The sequence below is a fragment of the Kitasatospora sp. NPDC004615 genome (assembly GCF_042873545.1).
In the GTDB taxonomy this organism is placed as follows: Bacteria; Actinomycetota; Actinomycetes; order Streptomycetales; family Streptomycetaceae; genus Kitasatospora.
Map to the genome: position 1 here is coordinate 618824 of NZ_JBIALQ010000004.1, position 23868 is coordinate 642691.

General features: G+C 73.4%; 22 protein-coding genes and 2 pseudogenes. 15 read left to right on the top strand and 9 right to left on the bottom strand.

All coding sequences use genetic code 11. From position 1 onward, the window contains the following. Nucleotides 1-203: 203 nt before the first annotated feature. The 4 genes from ACFYS8_RS17505 (at nt 204) to ACFYS8_RS17520 (ending at nt 4558) form a co-directional block, all read left to right on the top strand. On the top strand, nt 204-473 hold the full coding sequence (locus ACFYS8_RS17505) for a hypothetical protein (protein ID WP_387641979.1): 270 nt from the start codon (nt 204-206) through the stop codon (nt 471-473). 341 nt (nt 474-814) lie between these two features. After that, nucleotides 815-2185 (top strand): FG-GAP-like repeat-containing protein, encoded by a 1371-nt coding sequence (locus ACFYS8_RS17510; RefSeq protein ID WP_387641981.1) that lies wholly within the window; start codon nt 815-817, stop codon nt 2183-2185. Nucleotides 2186-3348: 1163 nt separating this feature from the next. After that, the gene (locus tag ACFYS8_RS17515; protein ID WP_387642201.1) at nt 3349-4101 is read left to right on the top strand and encodes a hypothetical protein; all 753 of its coding nucleotides are present in this window, start codon (nt 3349-3351) and stop codon (nt 4099-4101) included. A 25-nt stretch (nt 4102-4126) separates the two neighbouring features. After that, the gene (locus tag ACFYS8_RS17520) at nt 4127-4558 is read left to right on the top strand and encodes a hypothetical protein (protein ID WP_387642184.1); all 432 of its coding nucleotides are present in this window, start codon (nt 4127-4129) and stop codon (nt 4556-4558) included. A gap of 336 nt (nt 4559-4894) precedes the next feature. Here the strand turns inward: ACFYS8_RS17520 and ACFYS8_RS17525 are convergent, their stop codons facing one another. From ACFYS8_RS17525 to ACFYS8_RS17555, 7 genes and pseudogenes are all read right to left on the bottom strand, one after another. After that, nucleotides 4895-5935 carry a hypothetical protein gene (locus ACFYS8_RS17525; protein ID WP_387641984.1) on the bottom strand — a complete coding sequence of 347 codons (1041 nt, stop codon included), beginning with the start codon at nt 5933-5935 and terminating at the stop codon, nt 4895-4897. Nucleotides 5936-6563: 628 nt separating this feature from the next. Then, nucleotides 6564-6752, bottom strand: coding sequence for a hypothetical protein (locus ACFYS8_RS17530; protein WP_387641987.1), 189 nt, complete (start codon nt 6750-6752; stop codon nt 6564-6566). A gap of 367 nt (nt 6753-7119) precedes the next feature. Next, a pseudogene (locus tag ACFYS8_RS17535) lies at nt 7120-7665 on the bottom strand (LacI family DNA-binding transcriptional regulator); the annotation flags it as partial. Nucleotides 7666-7927: 262 nt separating this feature from the next. After that, nucleotides 7928-8761, bottom strand: a complete 834-nt coding sequence (locus tag ACFYS8_RS17540) for a hypothetical protein (RefSeq protein WP_387641990.1) — start codon at nt 8759-8761, stop codon at nt 7928-7930. Between the two features lie 119 nt (nt 8762-8880). Beyond that, entirely contained in the window at nt 8881-9009 is a 129-nt protein-coding gene (locus ACFYS8_RS17545) for a hypothetical protein (protein WP_387641992.1), read from the bottom strand. A gap of 550 nt (nt 9010-9559) precedes the next feature. Further along, nucleotides 9560-10066 (bottom strand): hypothetical protein, encoded by a 507-nt coding sequence (locus ACFYS8_RS17550; protein WP_387641995.1) that lies wholly within the window; start codon nt 10064-10066, stop codon nt 9560-9562. A gap of 677 nt (nt 10067-10743) precedes the next feature. Further along, nucleotides 10744-11115 carry a hypothetical protein gene (locus ACFYS8_RS17555; RefSeq protein WP_387641997.1) on the bottom strand — a complete coding sequence of 124 codons (372 nt, stop codon included), beginning with the start codon at nt 11113-11115 and terminating at the stop codon, nt 10744-10746. Nucleotides 11116-11322: 207 nt separating this feature from the next. On the opposite strand from ACFYS8_RS17555, the gene ACFYS8_RS17560 reads away from it, so the two are divergent. From ACFYS8_RS17560 to ACFYS8_RS17605, 10 genes are all read left to right on the top strand, one after another. Further along, complete coding sequence (locus tag ACFYS8_RS17560) at nt 11323-12690, top strand: tetratricopeptide repeat protein (protein WP_387641999.1); 1368 nt, start codon at nt 11323-11325, stop codon at nt 12688-12690. A 415-nt stretch (nt 12691-13105) separates the two neighbouring features. Continuing rightward, complete coding sequence (locus tag ACFYS8_RS17565; protein WP_387642001.1) at nt 13106-13489, top strand: hypothetical protein; 384 nt, start codon at nt 13106-13108, stop codon at nt 13487-13489. A gap of 557 nt (nt 13490-14046) precedes the next feature. Then, nucleotides 14047-14817, top strand: a complete 771-nt coding sequence (locus tag ACFYS8_RS17570; protein WP_387642187.1) for an NUDIX hydrolase — start codon at nt 14047-14049, stop codon at nt 14815-14817. 194 nt (nt 14818-15011) lie between these two features. Then, nucleotides 15012-15359 carry a cupin domain-containing protein gene (locus ACFYS8_RS17575; RefSeq protein WP_387642004.1) on the top strand — a complete coding sequence of 116 codons (348 nt, stop codon included), beginning with the start codon at nt 15012-15014 and terminating at the stop codon, nt 15357-15359. Between the two features lie 14 nt (nt 15360-15373). Further along, nucleotides 15374-16984 carry a methionine--tRNA ligase gene (locus ACFYS8_RS17580; RefSeq protein ID WP_387642007.1) on the top strand — a complete coding sequence of 537 codons (1611 nt, stop codon included), beginning with the start codon at nt 15374-15376 and terminating at the stop codon, nt 16982-16984. Between the two features lie 13 nt (nt 16985-16997). After that, nucleotides 16998-18080, top strand: coding sequence for an NAD(P)/FAD-dependent oxidoreductase (locus ACFYS8_RS17585; RefSeq protein WP_387642009.1), 1083 nt, complete (start codon nt 16998-17000; stop codon nt 18078-18080). After that, nucleotides 18008-19138, top strand: coding sequence for a hypothetical protein (locus ACFYS8_RS17590; RefSeq protein WP_387642012.1), 1131 nt, complete (start codon nt 18008-18010; stop codon nt 19136-19138). The genes ACFYS8_RS17585 and ACFYS8_RS17590 overlap by 73 nt, the downstream gene beginning before the upstream one ends. Next, nucleotides 19138-19599 (top strand): DUF4178 domain-containing protein, encoded by a 462-nt coding sequence (locus ACFYS8_RS17595; protein ID WP_387642015.1) that lies wholly within the window; start codon nt 19138-19140, stop codon nt 19597-19599. The genes ACFYS8_RS17590 and ACFYS8_RS17595 overlap by 1 nt, the downstream gene beginning before the upstream one ends. 34 nt (nt 19600-19633) lie before the next feature. After that, on the top strand, nt 19634-20446 hold the full coding sequence (locus tag ACFYS8_RS17600) for a class I SAM-dependent methyltransferase (protein ID WP_387642017.1): 813 nt from the start codon (nt 19634-19636) through the stop codon (nt 20444-20446). A gap of 5 nt (nt 20447-20451) precedes the next feature. Continuing rightward, nucleotides 20452-21444, top strand: a complete 993-nt coding sequence (locus ACFYS8_RS17605; protein ID WP_387642020.1) for an SIS domain-containing protein — start codon at nt 20452-20454, stop codon at nt 21442-21444. A 287-nt stretch (nt 21445-21731) separates the two neighbouring features. On the opposite strand, the pseudogene ACFYS8_RS17610 reads toward ACFYS8_RS17605, so the two are convergent. After that, a pseudogene (locus ACFYS8_RS17610) lies at nt 21732-22004 on the bottom strand (DUF1330 domain-containing protein); the annotation flags it as partial. Between the two features lie 528 nt (nt 22005-22532). Between ACFYS8_RS17610 and ACFYS8_RS17615 the strand changes: the two are divergent. Further along, complete coding sequence (locus ACFYS8_RS17615) at nt 22533-23123, top strand: hypothetical protein (RefSeq protein WP_387642022.1); 591 nt, start codon at nt 22533-22535, stop codon at nt 23121-23123. A 183-nt stretch (nt 23124-23306) separates the two neighbouring features. Here ACFYS8_RS17615 and ACFYS8_RS17620 read toward each other — a convergent pair whose 3' ends face one another. After that, nucleotides 23307-23537 (bottom strand): hypothetical protein, encoded by a 231-nt coding sequence (locus tag ACFYS8_RS17620; RefSeq protein ID WP_387642024.1) that lies wholly within the window; start codon nt 23535-23537, stop codon nt 23307-23309. Nucleotides 23538-23868: the final 331 nt, after the last annotated feature.

Here is a 23868-nt window from a genome sequence, read left to right on the forward strand (position 1 = left end):
CGGCAGGTGCATGACGTCCCGTCCGGTGTCGGACAGTCCGATTGGCGACACCCGGAACGCCTTCCGGCCGGCCGCGCGGCAGACGAAGCTGGTGGACGTCGCCAGGGGGAACCGACCGGGCGGCGCACCGGAGCGAGCGTCGACCGCGGGATGCCGAGCCGGAACCCGCCCGTCTGCCCTTGCCGTTGAGGAGAACCACCGACATGCGCACCCACCCGACCAGGGCCGCCGCGGTCGCCGCCCCCGCCCCACCGCCGCCCCGCACCGTGACCGCCGCCGACGGCAGCCCCGGCCAGGGCCGGCCCTCCGCGGCCGTCGCCCCGCCGACCGCCCCGCCGACCGCGCCGCCGACCGCGCCGCCGACCGCGCCGCCGACCGCGCCGCCGACCGCGCCGTCACGAGGCCGACGCGGTACCGCCGCGGCAAGCAGGCGAAGCCGCCCGCATGCCGCGGGCCCCCGCCCGACCCGCTGACGCCCGCCGGCACACCACCCACCGCGGCCAGGACGACCGGGCGGACCTCCCGCCCCACCTCCTGACCCGCCACCCGCCGACGGCCCGTCAACCGCCGTGCGTCCCACGCACGACCGGCCCGCCCACGCTCACCCACCACCGCCCGTCGCGCCCGCACCCACCACCGCCCGTCGCGCCCGCACCCGGCCGACCGGACGCCCGCCACCGGCCCGAGAAGCCCGAACCCCGCGCCGCGCCGCCGGCCGCCGTCCCCGCGAGGACAGCCGCCGTCCGACGGCCCGCACCGCGCCGGGCACGCCGCACCACTCCACCACCCGAACCCGCCACGAGGGGATCTCGCCATGCCTTCTTCCCGCAGCTCCAAGCTCGTCCGCGTCGCCCTGGCCGCCGCCATTGCCGCCTCCGGCGCGATCGCCACCACCGCCCTCACGGTCGCCACCGCCGCCACCGCCCACGCCGCCTCCGCCGTCGACGGCCAGATCACCCGCAGCGAGGTGATATCCCGGGCCCAGTACTGGCTGGACAAGGGGCTGACGTACAACCAGGGCGGGAGCTACCCGGACTCCTCGGGCCGCAACTACCGCACCGACTGCTCGGGGTACGTCTCGATGGCCTGGCACCTCGGCAGCAGCCTCACCACCCAGACCCTGCCCGGCTACTCGACCGAGATCTCCCGCGCCGACCTGAAGCCCGGCGACATCCTGAACAGCTTCTACGACCACGTCATCCTGTTCGAGAAGTGGGACGACGCCGCCCACACCAAGTTCTCGTACTACTCCTTCGGCTCGACCCCGGTGAAGCACTACTCCAACATCTCCATCAACGCCGCCACCTTCGACTCGCACCCCAACGGCGACTACAAGGCGTTCCGCTACAAGAAGATCGTCGACGACGCGGTGACCCCGCCCAACGGCGGCGCCGCCGCCAAGGTCGACTTCAACGGCGACGGCAAGGTGGACATCGCCGGCAAGCTCTCCGACGGCCAGCTGCTGATGTGGGCGGGCAACGGCAACGGCACCGTGAGCACCAGCGGCTACTCCATGCTCGCCAGCGGCAGCTTCGCCCCCGTCAGCGACCTGGTCGCCGCCGACTTCAACGGCGACGGCAAGACCGACGTGGCCGGCAAGCTCTCCGACGGCCAGCTGCTGATGTGGGCGGGCAACGGCAACGGCACCGTCAGCACCAGCGGCTACGCGATGTGGCCCGGCACCGGCTTCGGCGCGGTCAGCGGCCTGCTCGCGGCCGACTTCAACGGCGACGGCAAGGTGGACATCGCCGGCAAGACCTCCGACGGCCAGCTGCTGATGTGGCCCGGCAACGGCAACGGCACCGTCAACGGCGCCGCCGGGAACACCATGCTCGCCAGCGGCAACTTCGGCCCGGTCACCGACATGGTGGCCGCCGACTTCAACGGCGACGGCAAGGCGGACGTGGCCGGCAAGCTCTCCGACGGCCAGCTGCTGATGTGGGCCGGCAACGGCGACGGCACCGTCAGCGCCAGCGGCTACTCCATGCTCGCGGCCGGCAACTTCGCCCCCGTCAGCGACCTGGTCGCCGGGGACTACAACGGCGACGGCAAGGCGGACATCGCCGGCAAGCTCTCCGACGGCCAGCTGCTGATGTGGGCCGGCAACGGCAACGGCACCGTCAACACCAGCGGCTACACCATGCTCACGAGCGGCAACTTCGCCCCCGTCAGCGACCTGATCTGAGCGACACCCCCCCCACGCACCGCCGCGGCGCAGGACGGAACCCCCGCCCTGCGCCACGGCGCGTCCCGCCCCCCGACCGTCCGACACCGAATCCGGTTCGCGGGGGCGGGAGTTCAGCAAGGCCGGGTCCGCGGGACGAACGCCTCCACCACCCCGCGCCCCGCCTCGTGCACGCGGCCCGGGCACTGCCCCTCCGCCACGGAGCGCTCCCCGCGCACCTGCGCACCCCCGACCAGGTCCCGACACCGGACGGCGACGACCACCGGACCCCTCAGACCCTCCGTCAACGGCGGGCCGACCGGCACGCCGGAGCAGGACGCCGCCGAACCGCCGGGGAGGCCGACCCGACAACCGACCTCCGCGGCCGTCTCCTCCGGCTCACCGAACGACGCCAACCCCGTCGGACGAAGAACCACCACCCCTGAACACCCCTGAACACCCCATGACGCCCCGCCCCGGCGGCCCGCGCGCACTCGACGGACTCCCGCCCGGCCGACGTGACCAAGCGGATCGAGGCGGGCCCCGGCCTGCCAGGCCCCGAGCGAGGAGAGCGCCCGGGAGGACGGCCCGGACGGCAACGGCGCAACGGACCCGCCCCCCTGGCGGCCACTGCCGGACCCGCCACCAGGGAACCCACCCGGCACCTGGAACAGGACACCCAGGAGCGACTGGAGGCCACCCGCACCGCGAACGCCGCGCTGCGCCCGCGCCGAACGTGCCGGGGCTCGATCGGCGGGAAGGCCGGCCCGAAGCCGGAGCCGGAGCCGGAGCCGGAGCCGGAGTCGGGAGCCGGAGCCGGAGCCGGCCGAGAAGGCAGACCCGGCCGGCCGGAGCGCCCGCAGTGCGCCACCGATCGGGAGGCCGAGCGGCTGGGCCCGTCGATGCTGCCCACGCCGACCGAACGGGAGCCGGCGGCCCCGCCTGCGAATCCGCGGTTTGTCGTCGCCGGGGGATCAGCCAGTGCCGCCGGCCCGTGCCTGCGGTGGCGCGTGGAGGCGGGGGAGTGGCGGATGTCACCGGGGGCACGGATGCGCGGAGACATCGGAAGACGCCGCCCGGCGACACCACCGCCCAGATCCCCACGCCGGCCGCCGGCACGCAGCGCCCCGGCTCCGGACGTCGGGCGTCCGGTGTTCAATACCGGGGTGGGGGACCGGGCACGCATGTACGACAGCGGATTCGACGTCGACCGCGTCCCGGCGCTCCTGACCCGGCTGGAACACCGCGACGACGCGGACGCCCGGCAGGAACTGGACTGGCGGCTCGTCCTCGAAGGCGACCTGGTCTTCCCGGCCGGCGTCGCCGCCCTGCCGCAGCTGACACGCCTCGCGCCGCACAGCGCGCCCGCCCGCGCCATGGCAGGGCGGATCCTCGAACGTGCGGCCGGACACCACGACCGCGACGACCTGCCGGCCGACTGCACAGACACCATCACGCAGTTCGGCGAGACGCTGGACCGGCACCTGCGGTCACGGCCGGCCGACTACCTCGTCTCCTTCCGCGCCCTGCTCGCCGTCGCGCAGGAATACCACTGGGCGAACGCCGTCGAAGGCTTCACGGACGACATCTACGAGCGGCAATGCCCGCACTGCGCCGCGGAGACGAAGATCGTCGTCGGCCGGTACGGACGCTACGCACAGGTGTGGGACGGCGCCGAGGAACTGCGAAGCGAACTACGGCCGGCCGTCGCCGAGGAACTCACCGGAACCGGCCGGTGGATGCGCCGGACGGCGGTCCGCGACGGGCAGACGGCGCTCGCCGACGGGATCGCCCACCTCTTCGGCCGCGCGCAATGCCCGGCATGCGCCAGCGTCTTCAACATCGCCCACGAGTACACCCACGCCAACCGCCCGCCCGCATCCACCGACCACGCCCCCTCCCCAACCCGGAACACCGGAGCGGGCGCGGCACCATGATGACGACGAAGAAGACCGCAGCGCCCTGCCACGCCCGCGCCGCCGGCCGCCGGGCACTGCCCGGCGGCAGAGCCGCGCGCCGTCCGACCCGGCTCCTGGCGCTGCTGGAGCGGGTGCGCCGACGGGCCGCTGGGCATGGCCTGCCGGTTCGGCCCGGACGAGGCCGTCCGGCGGGCGATCCGCCTGCTCTCCGTACCGGCACGAACCGGTCAAGGTCGAGAACGGCCGCGGGTATGCGGAGTGCGAACTGTCACTCAAGGGAACCGACGAAGTGGTCGTCCAGGTCGACGTGAAGAAGACCGCGTGGCCCGGCAACAGCGTCGCGAACGGATCCGTCCGCCTGCACTGGACCGACGCCTCGCAGACCACGATCGCGACCAGCCAGACCGACGGCTCCCTCTACGACTGCAAGATCACGGAAGACGGCGGCGCCAAGGTCACCATCACCCTGGTGTGAGACACGCCCCCGCGAGCCGCGCCGGCTTTGCGCACGAGAACCATGGCCGCGAGGGCAGACCGGGCGGTCCTGCGGGGCCGCCTACGGCCGGCTGCGCCGCCGTCCCGGGTCTGCTGTGACTACTCCCGGCCGGGCCTCGCCTGCCTGCCCGCGTCGGCGGTTCCACCTGCCGCGACCAGGGGGCGGCAGGCGGATGAGACGGGCCGGCCGGGGCGGGGCCGCAGGCGAGATGGGCGGCATGGGCGGCGGTGGCCTCCGGCCGGGAGCCGGGCATGATCCGTTCGCCCGTGGGCCCCCGGACGTTCCCCCGCCCGGCGCCCGGAGGAAAACGGAAGCTCAGCCGGCGCGCGCAGCCCACTTCGGCGGCGTCCACAACCGCGCATCGGCGCCGCCGACCTGGATCAGCGTTCCGGTGTGCCGATCCTGACGCGTCGGGCGGAACCCGTCGATCGCGAACACCTGCCGCCCGCCGGTGATGTCGACGCCCCGCAGACCGGCCTCGTCGGCGATCAGCAGATGCTCACCGTCGGTGAAGAAACCGAAATCGCCGACCGGCCAGGGGAACGTCGCGACCGCCTTGATCCATCGGATGCCCGGCGAGCGCAGTTCGACCGAGGCGGGGTCGAGGACGTGGACGGCACCGTTCCGGTCGAACACCGCGATCCGCCGGTCGTCGATCCACACCATGGGCCCGTCCCACTCCGAGACCTCGGGATACACCGCATGGCTGGGCCCGTCCTCGGACTCACGCGGGTTGTCGTGCAGCCAGGCGGTCAGGCTCCACACCGCCGGCATCCCCCACGGGTGCCACACCCAGCCGCCGTCGTAGAGACGACTCCCGTCAGGACTCAGCGACAGCGCGCCGTGGAAGTAGTCGAAGTCGAGCTCCGCACCCTCCCCGTCGCCGTCCGGGCCGTGCCGCGCCGTCAGCACCTCGCCGGACGCGAGATCGGTGACGTCCAACCGGTTCCAGTCCGTGCGATGGACGACGACCGGCCGGCCGCCGTACTCGGCGAACGCCAACGCGAACGGAACCGTTTCACAGCAGTAGTCCCCGCCGTCCAACCCCAACGCCGGCGAACCGGTGGCGAGATCGACCACGACGCCGTACCGACCGCGGTCCTGAACCACCGCCGCCCAACGGCCGCACCGGGACACATGAAGCCGCAGCCGGACGCCGTCACCGCACTCGGACGCCGGCCTCTCCTCCCGATACCGGGCCACGTCCCGCACCTCACCGGTCGCCGGCCACCACCGCGCCAGCCGCCCGCCCCCCGACAGCACCAGCCACGCCGCCCCCGCACCACCGGGGCCCGCCGGCAACGCCGCCACATCCACCACCGGCCGCAACACGTCGGGAACCGCCACATCCACCATGACCGCCGCCACATCAACCCCCTCGCTGCGCCCGTGCGACCCCCCGCGGCAACGCCGGTGAGCGCCGCGACGCCGGTCACGGCGGTGAGGCCGGCACGGATCCGGTCCATGTCGGGCTCATTCTCGCGCAGGCCCGCCCCGGCGCCGTCCGGCGAGAGGCCCCTCCGGCCGTCATGACCGGATCCCAAGGCCCGTGCGTTCGGTGCGGACGGCGGTACGAGTCGCGGGGCGGCGCCAGGCTTCGACGGTGACGCCGTCCGGGGCGGCGCCGTTCGCCAACTCGGCGGTGCGGCCGCGCACTTCTCACGTGAGGACGCGGTGGTCCTGGACGTCCCTCCCGGCGCACGCCGTCCGACCTCGACCTCGAACCCCCGTAGGCGTCCTGGGCGGTGCTGACGCGGACCGTCACGGCGACGGCCCGGTCGAAGAGCGCGCAGCCCATGCCCTCAACCCCGGGGCGCCGCGCAAGGCCACGCCCAGCCGAACGCCGGTGAGCCCCCAAAACGCGGTCGGGGCCGGGCCGCGGCGGACGGCGACGGGGGCGGGCTCCGAGCAAGAATCCTCAACGCGCCGACCGCCGCCGTCGAAAGAATCGCCACGAGCCGGCCGGGCCGGGCCGGGCCGGGCGTCAGCACCAGGAAGCCGACGGGAGAGTCCCCACGTCACGCAACCCGATCACGTCCGCCGCGAAGCGCGCGGCCACCACGGCGGCCGCGGCCGCGCTCGTCCTGACCGCGACGGCGGGGGTCAGCACGGCCGCGCCGTCCGAGAACGCCGCGAAGACCACCACGGCATCCTCGGCCGTCCGCCTCGACACGATCCTCAACCAGTGGAGCCACCGGACACCGGACGCCAACACCTCCAGCCGCGCCGGCCGGCTCCGTCCACCCGCAAGCCCGCCCGCTGCTGCTGAGCGGGTGCCAGATGGGTGCGGACGGGCCGCGCTGGATGAGGTCCCCGATCCGGGCAGCGCCGGCCGGGACGGTGGCGAGCATCTCGGCGACGGTCGGGTTCTCCTCGGCGGCCAGCCGCAGGTCCGTCACCGCGCCGCGCACCCCGGCGGCCGCCGTGCCGACCAGGACCACCAGCAGCCGCGGGAAGGAGCGCCGGCGCCGCTCCCGTGCCCGGCGCCGTGAACCGCCTGTTCGCGCTGGCCGCCAGGGTGCTGCCGCGCCGCCGGGTGCTCACCGCCATGGCCGACGGCTGACCCGGCCGCTCACCGGGCACCGACGGACCGTCAGACGGTCTTGGCCGACGGGCCTCCCGAGGGGGGGGTGGGACGGCGCGGACTGCTGGGTGGTCAGTCCCAGCGACCGGCGGGTGGCGTCCACCTGGTCGTCCCCGAGGTGCTTCATCGCGGCGTCCAGCTCCAGGCGCTCGGTGGCCACGTCCTTGGCGCGCGCGGCGACCCGGAAGTGGTCGGCGGCCTGGCGGCTCTCCGCGATCAGCTTGTCGACCGCCGCCTTGTCCGCCTTCTGCCACGTGGCGCTCTGGAGGCGGTTGCCTTGGAACGAGGCGGCCTCTTGCGCTGGCTCCGTCGGCGACCCGACGGCACCGACCTGACCTATCAGCAGCTCGCAGACAGGCTCGGCGGCGTGCGCCCGGCGGCGGACGTAGCGCAGCTCGCGGGCGGCGGACTCGACGCGGGCGGTGATCGGCGCCGAGACCGGCGCGGACCGGCTCAGCACCCGGGACGCGGTGGCGCTGGACACCCCCGCGTGCGCGGCGAGCTGGGCGAGCGTCGGCCCGTCGGGGTCGGCCCGTCGGGGTCGGGCCGGTCAGGGGCGGCGGGCGGCGTCGCCCGGCAGGGGGCTGACGCCGCTCGGGTGGGGGAGCGGGTGAACGGGCAACGCGGCCGCCCTTCCTGGCGCGGAACGGGGATGCCGTGGCCACCCGCCCGGGGCCACCGGTGTCCGCACCGTAGGTGTTGGTCGGTGCACCGTCAAGGGTGCGCACAGCATCGGAGCCGGCGCACCCTGGCGGAGCGGACGGCTACCAGTTGCCCCAGGTGCCGGTGGACCAGCGGGCGGCGCCGTCGCTGCCGTAGATCACGAAGTTGCCGTCGTCCTGGACCTTCGCCCAGTCGCCGGGCCGGCCCTTGGTGGAGAGCGACCAGGTGGCTCCGGCGCCCTCGGCGTGGACCCACAGGGCGCCGAAGGTCGGCGCGCCCGACACGGTCACGAAGCTGTTCGGGTGGCCGTAGGTGCCGGTGGACCACAGCGCCGCGCCGTCGCGCTTGCGGTAGAGGACCAGGTTCCCGTCGGGCTGCATGAGCAGCCAGACCGAGTTCGACTCGATCCAGCGGCCGTGCGCCATGGTGTTGGGGTTCGGGCCGATCTTGTCGTTGGTGGCGCCGACGGCCGGGGTGACGCCGGTGTCGGTCTGCCAGTACAGCTGCTGGCCGCTGACGGCGAACCAGCCGTTCAGCAGCGAGGCCACCGTGCCCGGGTGGCCCCAGCTCCCGGTGCTCCACAGCGCGCCGCCGGAGTCCGGGCCGCCGCCCTGGCGGTAGACGACGAAGTTGCCGTCGGGCTGCATGTAGGCGTACGCGCCCTGGTTGCCGTAGGTGCCGCTGGACCACAGCACCGGGCCGCGGTGGCCGGTGTCGCCCACCAGGTAGAGCACCAGGTTGCCGTCGTACTGCATCACCAGCTCGGTCTCGCCGCTGACCATGCTCTGTCCTGACAGGAGCTTCTCGCCGCTGCGCAGGCTGGTGGCCTCGTTGGCCGGCGGCTTCGCCGCGGCAGTGCCGGCCGGAGCCGCGACGGCGATGACCGCGGCGCCGAGCAGGGCCGCGGCGGCGCGCTTGAAGACGTTCTTCCGCATCGAGCGGGAAACCCCCTTGTTCCAGGGCCCACGATTGGCGTGGGCCCTGGATTCATACACCCTCACATGGGCTTTTGGGCAAGCGGGTTACCGAGGGGCGGGGTCCGGGGCCGCGCGGATCAGTCCTCGTAGTGGTTGTTGACGACCACGTCCGGGGTGTCGTCGTCGCTGTGCCTGCCCGGCGAGGCGGCCGCCGGCGGCGGCGACCAGGTGCATGCCATCGAGGACCGGTCCCAGCCGGCTGTCATCGTCCTGCCTCTCCGACGACACCGGAAGGACACACAAGAGCGCTTGACGAGCGGGCCCCGTTGACCCAAGCCGCCCCAGACGCTTCTGCCACCGTTGGGCGCGGTGAGCGTTCCGACTCGGCCTCGGTGAGTGCTCGGCCAGCCCGTCGATCGCGGCCTGCCAGTCGGCCAGTTCCGAGCGGGCCGCGCACCAGCTCGTCGACGGCGCGGGCCGGATCGGTGCCGAAGACGCGGGCCTCGGCGGCGGTCTCGGCGAGGGCGTCCTCGTCCAGGTCCTCGGAGCCTCCCGCCACGGGGCTCGGCGGTCCGGTCGAACTCCTCCAGCACGGTGTGCAGGGCGGCCTCGACGGCGGCCGGCGACCACGGCGGCGGAGTGCGGGGCACCCGGACGGCTGCGGCCCGCACAGTGTCCTCGATCGCCTCGGCGACGGCCGCCAGGCCGAGCAGCCGGTACGCGGTCGAGCGGGCGGGCCCGAATTCGGCGAGCGCGTACGCCGACGGTCTCCTGTCAGGTTGTGCGTGTTGAAGTTCGGGGGTGTCAGGCATTCCGTCACCCGCCCCTGCCGGCCTTCTTCCCCTGACTTCCGCGCTTGTTCTTCGCCGGCTGCTTCGGAACTAGTCCCAGAGGCTTCTCCTGAGGCGGAAGCGCCCCCAGGGGGTGGTTCTTCTCAGCCGACTTCGACGCCTTCTCCGGAGGCTTGTCCCAATCGAGGGGCTTCCCCGTGACCGTTCCCCGCATCGGGACCCATGACGACTGACGCCGCAGCATCACCCGCATGATCATGAATGACGGGATGAGTGCCAGGAGGAGCATGCCGAAGGCGACTCCTTGGCAGGCCGGCCGTGGCAGTCCGGCCCATTCCATGGCCCGGTCGAACCCGGCGAAGGTTCCGATGTTGCTGACCGTGAGCAGGGTCAGCAACACGGCAGCACTGGTCGGAGAGTCATCGTGGGCTTTATGGGCCAACTCGATGAGCCGGTTGAAGAGGCTGATCTTGGTCGTCTGTCTACCGTGCTTCAGACTGGCGCCGAGCGCATTGTTGTCGTTGCCGGACATGGTCGCCTCCTTTAAGGGGGCTTGTCCCAGACGGTTGGCGTGGGTCGCGCTGGCCGCGTCCGGCCGCGCCTTTGTCGCATCACCTCACTCTGCGAATGTCACGACCTGGGACAAGCCACGGTCCGTCCCAATGTCCCGATTGTCCAGGAAGGGCAGCCAGCCCTAACCTCGATCTTTCGTGACGGTCCGTCGGTTCATCTGACGGGCCGTTCCGGCTTTGGGGCTGGTGGCAGGCATGCCGGTGGCCCGGCTGTCGCGTCGGGTGGGCGCCGGGTTCCACTGCTCCGGGGGGTGTGGCTGTTGCTCGAGAATGGACGTTCTCGCTGGTCGGCCGGGTGCAGGTAGAGCTTGGAGAGACTCGAATCCAGACGGCGGCCAGGGCCGTTCGACCGTGCCGCCCTGGGAAGACCATGGTGGCGGGGCCCGCCAGCGCAGGGAACCCCCGTGGCGGTCTGCTGACACCGTGATGCGCTGAGGCAGCCTCTTGGGGAAGCCATGTCTGTCCGTCAACGCAGGCGGTCAAAATTGCCTGTCAATCGGCCAGGATCGCTTGTCAGAGGACAGCCGGCGACCGGCTTGATGACCCGTCTCACCGAAGTTTGACGAGTCTCACGGAAGTTTGACCGGCGAGAGTTTGTCTCATTGGAGTTTGACCGCCGCTGGTTCTGGCGGTGTGGTCACGCTGATTCCTGGGTTTTCACCGCCGCCTCGCGTTCGGCGAGGAAAGCGTCGAGGAGCTCGAACAAGACCTCGATGGCCCGCTGCTCGTCCTCGGACGGCAGGTCCCAGATGTTCTCCCATCCGTGGGGGAGAGCGATGTGCAGGACCTGGCCCGGCCAGCCGTGGTTGCAGTCGCGGCCTCGGCGGGTGACCAGCCACTCGTGAAAGCCAGCGAGAGGGTCCGGGCCTCCGTGGCGGTCGGCGTGCGTTGCATAGCCGGCAAGAAATACGGTCACCCTGTCGAACGAGGCCTTGCCCACGACCATGCTTGGACGCTGACCCATGAAGGCGAAGAACTCGCGCTCGCTCATCTCCGACTGTTGCTTCATGCGCGTGAGCCTATTGATCATCGCGTTCCACCGGCGGGGCGGGGTAACCGTCCAGTGCCGTCAAACTTCGTTGAGACGGGTCACTTGATCTGTCTCACCGAGGTCTGATCAGTCTCAGCGAAGTTCGACAGGGCGGATTCGTCTCATCGAACGTTGACTGCGAGCGGATCCGGGGTGTGTCGGGGGTGGTGGCTAGAGTGCGGGGCCGTGGACGCTGCTGATCTCGACTACCGGGCCCGGACCTTGTCGGGCTGTATTCCTTCATCGCTGGTGACCCGGCTTGTGGAGCTTGGCCACGAGCGGGAAGTGGAGTTCCAGGCCGGGCATGGGGAGTGGTTCTGCGCGCTGGAGTGGGCGCGGCTGCTCGGCGGCCGGCAGCAGTACGAGCAGGCGCTGGACGTGCTCGGTCCGTATATCGCGACGGGCTGGTGGCCGGCCGCCCGGGCTCGGGCCGAGCTGCTGGAGGACTGGGGTAGGGCGCACGAGGCGATTGAGCTGTCCCGCCCCTACGCGCAGGCCGGCGACCGACTGGTCCTGGACTTCTTCGCGCGTCTGATGGCCCGCCACGGCCGGGCCGCCGAGGCGCTCGCGCTGCTGTGGCCCGGCGTTGAGGACTGGTTCCTCGCCCTTGCCCTGGTCGACGTCGCCGAAGCCGCAGGCCAGGACGAGGAAGCTGCGGCGCTGCTGGAAGCCCGGATCGAGGCCGCGGTCCCGGCCTGCGACGACCCCGACTGCCATCGGCTCCGCCTGGAGCCGTCCAACGCCTTCGACCTGCTCGCCGTCGTCCGGGAACGGCAAGGCCACATCGACGAGGCGATCGCCCTGCTGCGCCGCCGGGAGGTTACGTCGGTCAACGGCCGGGACGCGCTGGCCGACCTGCTGGCCAGGCATGGACGGATTGAGGAACTGCGTGCGTACGCCGACTCCGAGTACCACGGGCACGCCGCGCAGAGCCTGGCCGAGGTGCTGGAGGAACGCGGCGATGAGGAGGGAGCGACCGCCGTCTACCGGACCTTCGCCGAGAAGCCCCACGGCATGTGGCGCGTAGGCCATCTCCTGTCCCAGCTCTTGGTCCGGCACGGCCGCATCGACGAGGCGATCACGGAGATGCGCGCGCTGGCGGACTCCCCGGGCGGCGCGGACGGCTGCGTGGTTGACGCGCTGTGCACCCTGTATGCCGAGCACGGCCGTGCCCAGGAGGCTCTGGTCTACCTCGACGCCCTCAAGGAGCGGCGTGACGGTGAGGAGGAGTGGGACTTCTTCCAGATACGGCTGCCGCTCATGGCCGACTGCGGCCTACGCGACGAAGCGATCGAGCAGGCCCGGGCGCACCCCGAAGGCGGCACCTGGTACGCGGCCTGGTCCCTCTCACACCTGCTTGCCAAGGCCGGCCGCACCGAGGAGGCCGTCGCTGTCCTCGAACAGCACCCCGGTTCCAACAACACTGTCCTGGCCCACCATCTCATCGACCTCGGCCGCATTAACGAAGCCGTCTCTCTCCTCCAGGTCCGGCCAAGCGCCGCCCCGGTCCCCGCCCCCTGGGACGGCACCTACTCCAACGAACCACCGTTCTGACACCGATCCGGACCGGCCGACTCCAGGACGCCGCGGCCGCTGTCCCGGCCGGCACCGCCGCAGCACCGTTCGTCGCGGCCCTCCCGGAACTCGTCCAGGCCCAGGCCGATGACACCGGCCCGCTTCGTCACCCTGCCTGCCCGGACCGGGATCACCGACCGGAACTTCCCGCCGCGATACCCAACCCAAGTGGTACCGCCACACCCGGCCGGCGACGACACGCCGAAGGCGCCGACCCCCCAAGCGGTCGGCGTGCGCCTTCGGCATGCCGCACGGGGGTTGGAGCGGCTCTGACGGCGGCCTCGGTGGCGAGCGCCCGATGCCACCCGCCCCGCCGCCCGGATGCAGCCGGCCGTACGGAGTGGTCGACTCGAGACGACGGGAAGTCCCGGCCGTCACGGAGAGGAGCCGAGCGATGCCGAAGGTGTCCAAGCAGTCCGCGACGAAGGTCCAGGAGTTCGGTCCGGTGACCGACCGCCGCGAGGAGATGAACGGCTACACCGTCGAATTCGTCTCCTTCGCGGCGGACGCCGACCTGGACGGGCCGCTGCAGTCGCTGCCCGACGGGATGTGCCAGTGCCCGCACTGGGGTTACGTCATCGCCGGGCGCATGCGCTTCGTCTTCGCCGACCACGAGGAGGTGTACGAGGCCGGCGACGCGTACTACCAGCCGCCGGGCCACCGGCCCTACGTCGACGCCGGGACGGAACTGCTGCAGTTCAGCCCCACCGACGCGCTCGCCCGCACCGAGCAGGCCATCACCGACTGGATGGGCCGCCAACAGGGCGGTACGCCCTAACTGCCCGGCCCGGCCCGGCGCGGCCGCCGCATTCCGCCGGTCCGCCCCAAATCCACGGGAGCGGGCCGGCCGGTGGACGCGCACGCCGGCCCGGCCCGCAGCAGAGCCACCGATCGGCGGTGGCGGGCATGAGCCCGACCTCCGGCCCGAGCTGCCCCCGGCACACCCCTGCGCCGCTTCCTGGACCGGGAGACGCCCGCCGGTCCCGAGCCGCCGCGCAGCGGGGTTCGCTCTCCAGCACCCGATGGCGAGACCTGGCGGCCGGGCCGGCTCGCGGCGCTGCCGCGGTCGGGTTCGTTCACCCCGGTTGTGCGGGGCGGTCGGCCAACGTGATGCCGCAGGTGCGGGCGGGCGCCGGGACGCCGTCGACGCTCTCCCCGGCGCGCGGCCGCCGGGCGTACCGGTGGTGCGCCGGGCCGCGGAGCAGGGTCTGGCCGACGCCGGCGCCGCCCCGCGCGCCGACCTCGACCCGACACTGAACGCGTGAAGGCGGCGTGTCCGCGATCGACGGCGGGCAGTGCGCGGATCAAGCGGCTCCGACCGCCCAGCCGCAGCGGGTGCGGTGCCCGATCACTCGGCGCGCTCCCGATGACACTCCCGATGCGGCTCTCCCGTCCCGGCCTGCGCCCGCCGCGTTCGCCGCCATCCTTCCTCACCATGCCGTCTCCGCGTCCGTCCTCGTCACCGACGAGGACCGGCGGATCCTGATGCTCCACCAGGCCCGCCCCTACCCCGGACACCCCGCCTGGTGGCAACCGCCCGCCGGCCTCGCCGACCCCGGCGAGACCCCATTGGCCACCGCCCTGCGCGAACTCGCCGAGGAGACCGGCATCCAGCCCGCCACACCGCTGCGCCCGCTGGCCGTCGACTACCGTTTTGCGGCCGGTGGGTGGCCGCCGGTCATCGACTTCGCGTTCGCGGCCGACCCGGTCCCGGCCGGGACGCCGGTGTACTTGAGTCGGGAGCACGACGCGTTCGCCTGGCGGCCCACGAGGAGTGGCTGCCGTTCCCGCAGCCCGATCCGTCCCGATGTTTCCCGAACTCTCCACCGTGGTCGCTTTCCTGACGGCCAGTCCGACGGCTGCCCGACCGGGCCGCCGACGGCTGAGGCCCTCGAAGTGGAGGCGGCGGACGGGGCCGCTCCCTGCCGGCCGAACGCGCCGCCGCGGCGGCCACCGACCTGTCGGTCGGTCAACTCGTCGAGCGGCGGAAGCGGTTCGCGGATCACGGCCGCCTGCACGAGGGCCTATGGGCCGCGCCCGCCGCGCCGCGGTGCGCGAACTCGCGTCCGGCCGGGAATTCGCGCCTTTTCGGAACGGGCAAGGTGATGGCCTTCCCGGCTCGGAACTGACAGGGTGCCAATCGCCCGACCGATCCAACTCCACTGCTGCTGAAGATCCTTGACAGGTACTCGGCACCACGACGATGATCACACCGCCAACCATCGACGACGAACGGGGTTGACGGGGGAATCGGACCATCGCCGCATTGCCTCGGATTCGCCGGGGGAAGGTGTGCGCCCATGCTGATCCGTCCGATGACCGAGCACGAACTGACCGACGCGTACGGCATCCGCTACCAGCAGCTCTACCCGCACGGCGGGGAGGACCTGGCCCCCTGGGGCTTCGGGAAGGCGGTGGTGGAGCCCGGCGGGGCGACCGAGCCGCACCAGCACGAGGAGAACGAGGTCTTCGTCTTCCTCGACGGCCGCGGCGAGATCACCATCGGCGAGGAGCGCGCGCCCGTCCACCCCGAGCTGTCCGTGTTCATCCCCGGCGGCAGCCGCCACTTCGTGACGAACACCGGCGACACCCGGATGGTGTTCCTCTCCATCTACTGGCCGGACAGCCACGGACCCGTCAGCCTCTGAGGAGCTCATCAGCGATGCCCGTGTTCAGCATTGTCACCGCCGCACCGCCGACACCGAACGGCGATCTCCACCTGGGTCACCTCGCGGGCCCGTACTCCGGGGCCGACGTCTACACCCGCGCCTGCCACCTGCGCGCCGAGGACGCCCTGTACGCCACCGGTTCGGACGTCCACCAGAGCTACGTCCCGGCGAAGGCCCGCACCCTGGGCACCGACTCCCTGGAGATGGCCCAGGGCTTCGCCGACGAGATCGCCGCGATCTTCGACTCGATCGGCTTCGCCGTCGACTCCTACGTCCGCCCCCAGCGCTCGACGGGCCATCAGGAGGCCGTCCGGGACTTCGTGCTGGCCCTGGAGCGGCAGGGCCGCCTGGAGCGCCGCACCGAGGACTGCCTGTACTGCGAGGGCTGCGAGCGCTACCTGTTCGAGGCGTACGTCCGGGGTGGCTGCCCGCACTGCGGCGTGCTCACCGACGGCAGCTCCTGCGAGGTGTGCGCCTGGCCGAACGTCTGCACCGACCTGGCCGACCCGCGCTGCACCACCTGCGACCGGCCGCCGGTACTGCGCTCCTACCAGCGCCTGGTCTTCCCGCTCGGCCGCTACACCGAGCGGCTCGCCGCGTACCACCGCACGGTCGTGATGAGCCCCCGGCTCCGCGCCTTCTGCCTGGAGCTGACCGCGGCCGGGCTGCCGGACATCCCGCTCAGCCACCCCACCGGGTGGGGTCTGCCCGTGCCGGTGGCGGGCTTCGAGGACCAGCGGGTCTACGTCTGGGCTGAGATGGCGCCGGGCTACCTCAACGCGGTGGCCGAGGCCCTCGAGCGGCGGGGCGACGGCACCGACCCCCGGGAGGCGTGGGACGGCGCGGGGATCGTGCAGTTCTTCGGCTTCGACAACAGCTACTTCCACGCCGCGCTGATACCCGCCCTGCTGATGGCCTACGACGAGGGGCTGCGGCTGCCGGACGTGCTGCTGACCAACGAGTTCTACGAGCTCGATGCGGCGAAGTTCTCCACCAGCCGCCGGCACGCGATCTGGGCCACCGACCTGCTGGCCCACGTACCGGCCGACACGGTGCGCTTCGTGCTGGCCCTGGACCGGCCCGAGGACGAGCGGACCAACTTCACCTGGCAGCGCTTCCACGAGCTGGCGGACGGCGAGTTGGCCGGGCGCTGGCAGCCCTGGCTCGCCTCGGTGCTCGACCGCCTGGCGGCCGGCGCCCCGACCGCGCTCACCGGCCTGACCGACGCGCACCGCGCGCAGCTGGCCGAACTGGCCCGCCTCGCCGCCCGCAGCCACGGCGCGTACCTGGCCGGGAGCTTCTCGCCCCGCACCGCCGCCCAAGCCCTGTGCGACCTGGTCCGCGGCACGGCCGAGTTCGCCGCCGCCCACCCGGACGACGCCGCGACGCTCGCGGTGGAGGCCACGGCCGCGCAGCTGCTGGCCCGGCTCGCGTACCCCGTCATGCCGGACTTCGCCGAGCGGCTGTGGCGGGCACTGGGCCGCACCGGGCCGGTGCGCGGGACGGACCCGGGCCCGCTGGCGGCCGAGGGCGCGGCGCAGGCCGGGATCGTCTTCTTCGACCCGCAGCCCGCCGACCTGGAGTCGAAGGTGATGGACCGGTGAGCGGCCGGCCGCAGTGACGTCCGCGCTGGTGGCCGGGGCGGGGGTGGTCGGCCTCTCGATCGCCCGTGAACTCGCCCGCCGCGGGCACCGGGTGACGGTCGTCGACCCCGGCGAGCCCGGCGAGCACGGCCCTTCGGCGGCCGAGTCCCGGATCCTGCGCTGCTCCTACGGCGCGCGCAGCCGGTACACCGAGCTGACCTGGCAATCGGTGCGCCGCTGGCGGGAGCTGGAACGCGAGAGCGGTCAGCAGCTGCTGATCCCGTCCGGGGTGCTCGCCTTCGCGTCGCGGGGGACATCCACGGGCTGGGAGGAACGGTCGCTGGCCGTGCTGCGCGGCCTGGGCGTCCCGGTCGAGCGGCTGTCGCCCCGCGAGGTGGCCCGGCGCTTCCCCGCGGTGGGCACCGAGGACCTGGTGTTCGCGCTGTACGAGCCCGAGGCGGGCGTGCTGCGCGCCCGCCGCGCCGTCCGGGCACTGGCCGCCTCCTGCCGGGCGCTCGGCTGCGAGCTGGTGCGCGGCGAGGCCCGGCCGGCCGGTGCGGGGGTGCTGGTCGACGGCGCCGAGCACCGGGCCCCACTGGTGGTCTGGGCGGTCGGCGCGGCGCTGCCCGGGCTCTTCCCGGAGCTGGCCTGCGGGCGGCCGGCGGGCCAGGTCAGCTACTACCTGGACTCGCCCGCGCTGCCCTGCGGGCCGGCCGGACCGGCCTGGCTCGACCTGGGCCGGGCCATGTACGGCATCGGGGCGCTGAGCGGCGCCGGCGTCAAGGTCGTCCCCGACGTCGAGGCGCCCCCCGGCGCCCGGCCCGCGGCACCGTTCGAACTGCCGGAGCCCGCCCGGGCCTACCTGCGCCTGCGCTTTCCCGCGCTGGCGGGGGCCCCGGTGCTCTCCGCCGAGACCTGCACCTACACGACCACCGAGGACGAGGAGTTCGTCCTCGGGCGGCATCCGGCCGCCCCATCCGTCTGGCTGGTGGGGGGCGACTCCGGCCACGGCTTCAAGAACGCACCCACATGGGGGAGTTACGTATGCGACGTACTGGAGGGAAAAGCCTCGCCGCACCCGCGCTGGCGGCTGCGGCCGAGGACGGCGACCCGCTGACGGCGGCCCTGGACCGGCTCGTCCCGGGCGGGCCCGAGCACGGCTTCGGGGCCGACATCGACGAGGCGCACGCGGTGCTGCTGTCCGCGGCGGCCTCCCCGGAGGACAAGGAGGCGGCGCTGCGCCGCTGGTTCGGCAGGCACCAGCCGTGCGTCTTCGCCAAGGTGGCCTCCCGACCGGGCGCGGACCCGGCCCTCGACATCTGCTGGGTGACCGAGGAAGATCTGGCCCTCGGATCCGAGCACGTCGAGAAGCTGCTCCAACAGGCCCGGGAACGCTGGAAGTTGCGTGCACTGGAAGGCCGGACCAGCAGTCTGCAGGTGATGTTCGGCAGCGCCCGGCTGGCCCACGCCCGGCCGGGGCCGGAACTGGTGGAGGTGTTCCGGCTGCTGGTCGGGCTGTACCTGCCGCAGTGGGCGCCGATCGAGGCCGACACCATCTGCCTGGACGGCGTGCCGCTGCGCCGCCCCGACGGGAGCATCGAGCTGTTCGCGGCCAGCATGACGGTGTTCTTCACCGGCGCCCACCTCACCCGCGCGCACGACCACCGGGTGCCGGGCGGCATGCTGCTCAACATCAACGCCGTGGGCCACCACACCCAGGCCGCGCACGACGCCGGACGGTTCCGCACCCATGCCGAGGCCGTCCGCAACTCCCATGGCACGGCGCTGCGTTCGGTCGGCAACGGCGGCATCGGGCACCCGGCCGGCCACGGCAGCACCTGGCACCTCGGCGGCTCCCGCCCCACGGGTTACGGTGTGCGCCGACCGCCCCGGCCGGGCCACCTGCCGGCCGACGCCGACCCCGAGCGGTACCGCGCGCTGTACCACATCGACGTCACCGTCTCCTCGTACTACGCCGACCCGACGCCCTACCCGCCGCCCGCCGGCGAGCCCGCCCCGGACGAGTGGACCATGATGCTCGACTACTTCACCGCCGACGAGAGCCCGGCGTACCACAACGCCGCGCTGATGGCCGGGCTGCCCATCGGGCCCGGGCAGCTGCACGACGCGCCGTGGCGGCCGGAGTCCCGGCCGAACAGCCGGCGGGAGTTCTGATGGCCGCTCTGCTGCACCTGCTCCCGGGTGACACCCTGCCGGGCGGGCCGACCGTCCTCGGCGCCGTCCAGGTCCGCAGCGCGACCCAGCGCTGGGCCGAGTACCTGCTGACCGGCGGGCCCGGCGGCGCGACGCTCTGGCTGGCGGTCGAGGCCCTGCCGGACGGCACCGAGCGCAGCTCGTACTGGCACCGCACCACCGCCGAGGCGGCCGGCTTCGACCCGGACCGCCCCGCCCTGGAGGGCCGGGCGCTCACCGTGGTCGAGCGCGGCCACGGCGAGTACCGGGCCGCCGGCGAGTTCGGCGGCCTGCCGGGCCTGCGCGCGGGCACCGGCCGCCTGCACTACGTCGACTACACCGGCCCCGGGCTCCGGGCCAGCCTGGAGCACTTCGGACCGGCGGGCCTCGACGCCCCCGGCTCCCCAGGCCTCCTCGGCGTCGAGGCCCGCCCGCCCGCCTGACCCTCCCCCCGCACGACAGAACGGACCGACACCCGTGACCGACCGTCCCACCGACTGGTGGAGCACCTTCTTCACCGACGTCTACACCGGCTCCGACCTGGAGCTGCGCGACACGGCCACCGCCGAGGCGATGGTGCGCTGCGTCACCGGCGCACTCGATCCCAAGCCCGGCGCCACCCTGCTCGACCTGGCCTGCGGCACCGGCCGCCACAGCGTGCCGCTCGGCGCGGCGGGCTTCGAGGTCACCGGCGTGGACCTGATGGAGCCGTACCTGGCACAGGCCCGCGAGCGGGCCGCACGGGCCGGACAGCGGGTCTCCTTCGTACAGGCCGACATGCGCGACCTGAGCGCCCTCCCGGAGGGCTCCTTCGACGCCGTGGTGAGCCTGCACACCAGCTTCGGCTTCTTCGACACCGACGAGGAGAACCTCGCCGTCCTGCGCGAGATCCGCGGCCGCCTGGCCCCGGACGGGCGGCTGCTGATCGACGTGATGAACCGGGACTGGTTCCTCACCCAGAGCGGCGAGTCCTTCGGCACCGCGCCGCAGGAGTTCGTGGTCCGCAACTTCGACTCCAGCACCGGCACCACGTACCTGTACGAGGAGCGGTTCGACGCGCAGACCAGCCGGATCACCTGGAACATCCAGGCCTTCGACCCCGCGTCGGGCACGGCCGGACGCAGCGTCACCGCCGACTACCGTGTCTACAGCGCCCACGAGCTGACCGCCCTGCTCACCCGCGCGGGCCTGGTCCCGGAGGGGCTGTACGGCGACTACGACCTCAGCCCGTTCCACGTCCACTCGCCGCACCTGATCTGTACGGCCGCCCGCCCGGCCGGAGAGGAGTGACCCCCGTGTCCCGCACCTTCCAGCAGACCGCCCTGCACCGCATGGTCCACGCCCAGGCGGAGGCCGTCGACCGGCTGGCCGAGGCCGACCTCGGGCAGGCCGCCGAGCGCCTGGCCGACGCCCGCCGGGTGCTGCTGCTCGGCACCGGCACCAGCCAGCACGCCGCCGAACTCGGCGCCATGATGCTCCATCACGCCGGGGTGGACGCTCGCTGGTCGTCCGCCGCCCAGTTCGCCCGCTGGGGCGCCCCGCTGCGCTCCGACGACGCCGTGGTGGTGATCACCCACACGGCGGAGACGGCCTTCGCGCTGCGCTGCCGGGAGCAGGCTCTCGCGGCGGGCGTGCCGACGGTCTCGATCACCGGCGTCGGCACCGCCGACTGGGCCGAGTCGGTCGAGACGGTGGCCAAGGAGCAGTCCGAGACCTACACCGTCAGCTACACCGCCGCCCTGACCGTGCTGGCCGGGCTCGCCCACCGCCTCGGCGCCGAGCAGTACGGCCCCGAGCAGCTGCACCGCACCGCCGAGGCCGTCCGCGAGGCCTGCCGGGAGCCAGGCCTGGACGCCGTCGCCCTGCCCGCCCGGGCGCTCGCGGTGATCGGCGCCGGGCCCTGGGGGGTGACCGCCCGGGAGGGCGCGCTGAAGGTCCGCGAGGCCGCCCGCATCCTCGCCGAGGGCTACGAGTCGGAGCTGTACCTGCACGGGTCGGCCGTGCCGTTCGGCGCCGCCGACGGCCTGCTGCTGCTCGAACCCGACGCCGACCCGGACGGCCTGACCGCCGCCCTCGGCGCGGCCGCCGCCGCGGAGGGCATCACCGTCAACACCCTCGCCGCGACTCCCGCGGCCGCCGGGCTGCCTCCGGTGCTGGCGCAGCTCCCGCTGACCGTCCGGCTCCAGCTGCTGGCGGGCCGCTGGGCCGAGCTGCGCCACCAGAACCCGGACGTGGCGATCGTCGGCGCCTGGGCCAAGACCGAACTGTGGGCCGCGGGCGCGCCGTAACCTGCCGGGGCGGCCGGCCCGGCGGGTCCACGCCGGCCGGTCGCCCCGGCACCACGCACCACGACGCCCCGGGGTCCGGCGCCTGACGTGTTGCCAGTGGCGCGCAGCCGGACACCGGCGGGGTGCGCACCGTCCGGGCCTGGTGGCGTCGCGTCAGGCCGCCAACGACGCCGTCGCGCTGTACGTCGGCGCCACCGCCGCCGGCACCGCGCCGGGCGCGGCCCGGACGCCTCGGGAGCGGCGAGCCGCTTCGCGGCGCGGTGACCGGCCGGCACGCCCTCGGCGATGATGACGTCGGCCGTCATGTGCCGGGTCCGCAAATTCGACGATGTCCCGGTAGGCGGGCGAGTCGTACCAGGCGAGGGCCCGCTCGTAGTCGGGAACTCGATCAGGATCAGCCCGTACCGGCCCCAACTGCCCTCCATCGTCCGGAACTTGCCGCCGTGGACGACGAAGCGACCGCCGAACGGGTCCAGGGTGGCGTCGATGCGCTGGAGGTACTCGAGGATGTCGGGGCCGAGTTCGACGGAGTGGACCTGGGCGAGGGCGTAGGCGGTCATCGTGCTGCTCGTGGGAGGGCCGAGGCGGGCCTCGACCGTGCCTCGCCCCGGTCGATCACCTCGAACCCCAGAACCGCACACCGACCGCCGAACTCACCTGCCCGGTACCGGAGTTAACCTGCCGTCAGATCGTTCCGCCCGCCCGTGTCCTGCCCTGCTCTCGACGCACACGGGGGCGATTCGGGGGAGGGCCGACGGAGCAGCTCAGTGCTGAACTTCTCATGACGCCGGCGGCCGGAGCGGCCGCCCGGCCGGGGCCGGTACGGCCGAGCCGCCGGGCTCGCCGGCCGCGTACTTCCGCCGTACGCCCGGTCGGCGGCTGGTTCTGCTCGGTCCGGCCGACGCGGGGAAGTCGGTCCTCGCCGCGCGGCGCGCCCGCGACCTTCTGACGGAGCGGCAGGCCGCCGCCACGGGTGCGCAGGGCGGGGCCGAGCCGGTGCCGCTGGTGCTGCACCTCGCCTCCTGGAACCCGGGGCAGGGCCTCGACACCTGGGCGGCCGACCGGCTGGCCACCGAGTACCCGGAGGTGTGCCCGGCGCCGCCCCGGAGGTGGTCGCCGGCCGGGTCATCGGCGGCGGGCGGGTGCTGTCGGTCCTCGACGGCTTCGACGAACTGCCCGCGGCGAGCCGCGGTTCCGCGTTCGACGAACTGGCGGCGCTGCACAGCACCCGGCCCTTCGTGCTCACCAGCCGCCCGGGCCAGTACCGTCAACAGGTCCTCGTGGACAGCGACTTCCTGCGCTCCGAGATCGTCCTGCCGCCGCTGTCCTCCGCCGCCGTCGGACAGTATCTGAGCGCGGGCGGCCGCCGGACGCGGTGGCTCGACGTGGTCGACCGGCCCGTCGACCACGACGACCGGACCCGCGAGGTCGTCCTGCTGCGGCGGGCCCTGGACGTGCCCCTGATGGCCGGCCTCGCCCGGGTCGCGTACGCGGACGGCAGCCACCCGGACGACTGGTCCGGCCGGGCCGGTTCCGCACCGTGGAGGAGGCCCAGGGCCACCTATACACGGCGTACCTGGACGCGGTGTACAGCTCCTCGCGTTCCGAGCAGGCGCTGCGCGGCGGGCGCTCGCCGGAGGAGGCCCGCAGGTGGGCCGAGTTCCTCGCGGGCCGGATGAAGGCGGCGGGCCGCACCGACCCGAGCACCGTCACCGGAGGCCTGTCCAGGATCACCGTGCCCCGTCGGCCCCACTCCCGCAGTCACCACAAACCGTCAGTGGCATCCGCCGGCGCGGCAGACCCCTCCTCGCCGCGTGATCCGGCAACCCGCGAACACATGCGGCCAGGGCTCCGGGGTGTCTTCACAGAGTCTCCTGGCGCCCGGAACTCTGAGCCCCGGCGACCTCGCGCGCAAATTTGATCCACGCGTCGGCAGCCGCCGCATACGCCTGCAGCAGGTTCCCCAACTCGGGAGACATGAATGTCGGGGTCTTGCCTTTCTCCACCTTGGAAGTGTGGTCGAGAACCCGGAGATGGGCAGCTGCTTGCCCCATGGCGTAGTTCCAGTCCGGCAGTTGGGAATAACTGGACATGTAGACCTCCAGACCGCAGGCGAGCACGCGCGCCCCGCCAGTCTCGGGCGCCCGTGATCGCGCCGCCCGCCCGCGTGGGCAGGCCGGGTGAAGCGTCGCGCGAGCCTCCGGGAAGCCGGCGTCCCACGTCGGTGATCAACGGTTCACCTCCAGCCGGGTCGACCCGGTCGATCCGGCAATCCGACCGCAGGACCCCTCCGGGAAGCGCCACGACCGCACAGAGGAACCCACCGGCATTCGACGGCACAGCGCCGCCCGCGGAAAGCGGCCGAGGAAGGCGCTGCACCGGTTGTGCGGCGACTCCGTCACCCGGACAACGCGCGACGCTGCA